Raw genomic sequence first — 2,470 nt, 5'->3', positions numbered from 1 at the left:
GTCCCGCCCCGTGGCCCCCGACTGAGGCGAAGCCGCCCGCGTCCAGGCGCGCGGGCGTTCGCGCGGGGGGAGCCTCCCGCGTCCACGGAAAAGTGGGGTGCGCAGGCCAGCGCGGCGGGCGGTAGCGCGTTATGAGGGGCGGCACCTTGGCACCTCCCGTCACGCAAGCCCCCCCGTCGCTCCGCGCCCGCCTGAAGAACGCGGGCGTCCTCTTCAAGCAGCTGCCCGGCACCTTCCAGCTCTTCTGGCGGGCGAGCCCCCGGGGCGCGGTGGTCCTGGGGCTGCTCACGCTGGTGGCGGCGGTGTTGCCGGCGGGCATCGCGTGGGTGGGCAAGCTCATCGTGGACACGGTGGTGGCCTCCGCGCAGGGCGACACCACGGCGCATTCGCGGGTGCTGGGGCTGGTGGCGCTGGAGTTCGGTCTGATGGTGGGCTCCGCGGTGGTGGACCGCGGCCTGACGCTCACCCGGGACTTGTTGCGCGCGCACCTGGGCAACCTGCTCAACGAGCGCATCCTCCAGAAGGCGCTGGAGCTGGAGCTCAAGCACTTCGAGGACTCGGACACCTACGACAAGATGCAGAACGCGCGGCGCGAGGCGAACGCGCGGCCGCTGTCGCTGGTGATGCAGGCCTTCAGCATCGTGCGCAACGTCATCACCCTGTCCACCTACGCGGTGCTGCTGGTGGCGCTGTCGCCGTGGAGCGTGCTCGTGCTGCTGGCCGCGTCCATCCCCGCCTTCATCGCGGAGGCGCGGCTGGCGGCGGAGGGCTTCCGGCTCTATTCGTGGCGGGCGCCGGAGGGCCGCAAGCTCAACTACCTGGAGTGGATCCTCACGCGCGACAGCACCGTGAAGGAGGTGAAGCTCTTCGGTCTGGGGCCGCTGGTGCTGGGCAGGTACCGCACGCTGTTCCAGAAGTTCTTCGCGGAGGACCGGGCGCTCGCGCGCAAGCGCATGGCGTGGGGCCTGGGGCTGGGCCTGTTGTCGCTGGCGGCCTTCTACGGCTGCTACCTCTTCGTGGCGAGCCGCGCGGCGGCGGGCGGCATTTCCGTGGGCGACATGGTGCTGTACCTGTCCGTGTTCCGGCAGGGGCAGGCCGCGTTCCAGGGCATCCTCACCAGCGTGGGCTCCATGTACGAGGACGCGCTCTTCATGAGCAACCTCTTCGCCTACCTGGACATCCCCACCACGGGTGAGACGCCGAACGTGCTGCCGGCCCTCCAGCCGCCGCGAGGCCGGACCAACGCCATCGAGCTGCGCGACGTGTCCTTCCGCTACGCGGGCAAGGACGCGTGGGCGCTGCGCAACGTGAACCTGACGCTCAAGCCCGGCCAGAAGCTGGCGCTGGTGGGGGAGAACGGCGCGGGCAAGAGCACGTTGGTGAAGCTGCTCTTGCGCATGTACGAGCCGACGGAAGGGACCATCCGCTACGGCGGCGTGGACACGGCGGCGATGGACGTGGGGGATTTGCGCAGCCGCTTCGGGGCGGTGTTCCAGGACTTCGTGCGCTACCAGTTCAGCGTGGCGGAGAACATCGGCCTGGGGCACGTGGATGCGCTGGAGGACCGGCCGCGCATCGAGCGCGCGGCGGAGCAGGGCGGGGCGAACTCGGTCATCGCGGCGCTGCCCGGCCAGTACGACACGATGCTCGGCGGCTGGTTCGAGAAGGGCCAGGAACTGTCCAGCGGCCAGTGGCAGAAGCTGGCGGTGTCCCGCGCCTTCATGCGCGACGACGCGGAGGTGCTCATCCTGGATGAGCCCACCGCCAGCATCGACGCGGAGGCGGAGCACGCGCTGTTCGAGCGCTTCCAGGCGCTGGCCGCGGACCGCATCGCCATCGTGATTTCACACCGCTTCTCCACGGTGCGCATGGCGGATCAAATCGCCGTGCTGCACAACGGCACGGTGCAGGAGCTGGGCAGCCACGACGAGCTGATGGCGCTGGACGGGCGGTACGCGCACCTGTTCCGGTTGCAGGCGCGCGGCTACCAGTGAGCAGGGGTCCGGCTTCCGGCTCAGGACGCGCTGGCGGGGGTCGGGGCCCTGGGCAGGTGGTCGCGGATGACGCCCAGCCAGTACGGCTTGCCGTAGTACTGGCTCATCTTCCCCAGCCGTTGCCCGTTGAGGAACAGCAGGAAGGTGGGGATGCCGTGCAGGCCGAAGCGGGTGGCCAGGGCCTCGTGCTCGTAGGCGTTGACCTTGACGACGCGCATGGGCGCGCCCTCCAGCTCCGCCAGCAGGCCGGGTTCGGACGCCGCGTAGATGTCGCAATTCGGGCAGCCGGGGCCCCAGAAGTCCACCACCACCAGCTCGTCGCGGGGTTCCAGGACGAGCGAGTCGAAGGTCTCGGTCGTCGCCTCGTAGCTCACGGGATGCGCCATGGCGTCCTTCCTAACCCCAAGGGGGCCGCCATTCCACGAGGCCTGTCAGGCCCCGGAGCAGGCGGGCGGCGTGGGAGGAGGCCGACGGGG

The 2,470-nt window shown here is 70.4% G+C and carries 2 protein-coding genes; one reads left to right on the top strand and one right to left on the bottom strand.

Going from position 1 to position 2,470, the window contains the following annotated elements:
* Positions 1-131: 131 nt before the first annotated feature.
* The gene (locus tag D7X74_RS41285; protein WP_120538389.1) at positions 132-1,994 is read left to right on the top strand and encodes an ABC transporter ATP-binding protein; all 1,863 of its coding nucleotides are present in this window, start codon (positions 132-134) and stop codon (positions 1,992-1,994) included.
* A 20-nt stretch (positions 1,995-2,014) separates the two neighbouring features.
* Here D7X74_RS41285 and D7X74_RS41280 read toward each other — a convergent pair whose 3' ends face one another.
* Positions 2,015-2,380: a co-chaperone YbbN gene (locus tag D7X74_RS41280; RefSeq protein WP_120538388.1), complete on the bottom strand. Its 366-nt coding sequence runs from the start codon at positions 2,378-2,380 to the stop codon at positions 2,015-2,017.
* Positions 2,381-2,470 lie beyond the last annotated feature (90 nt).

It is taken from the genome of Corallococcus sp. CA047B, assembly GCF_003612065.1.
GTDB classification, from domain to species: domain Bacteria; phylum Myxococcota; class Myxococcia; order Myxococcales; family Myxococcaceae; genus Corallococcus; species Corallococcus praedator.
The sequence above is the reverse complement of the archived record's forward strand: the minus strand, read 5'-3'. Positions and strand labels throughout refer to the sequence as shown.

What these genes read in the sequence shown, in the direction of transcription:
- D7X74_RS41285 (WP_120538389.1), top strand. Translation starts at nt 132, where the DNA reads ATGAGGGGCGGCACCTTGGCACCTCCCGTCACGCAAGCCCCCCCGTCG.
- D7X74_RS41280 (WP_120538388.1), bottom strand. Translation starts at nt 2,380, where the DNA reads ATGGCGCATCCCGTGAGCTACGAGGCGACGACCGAGACCTTCGACTCG.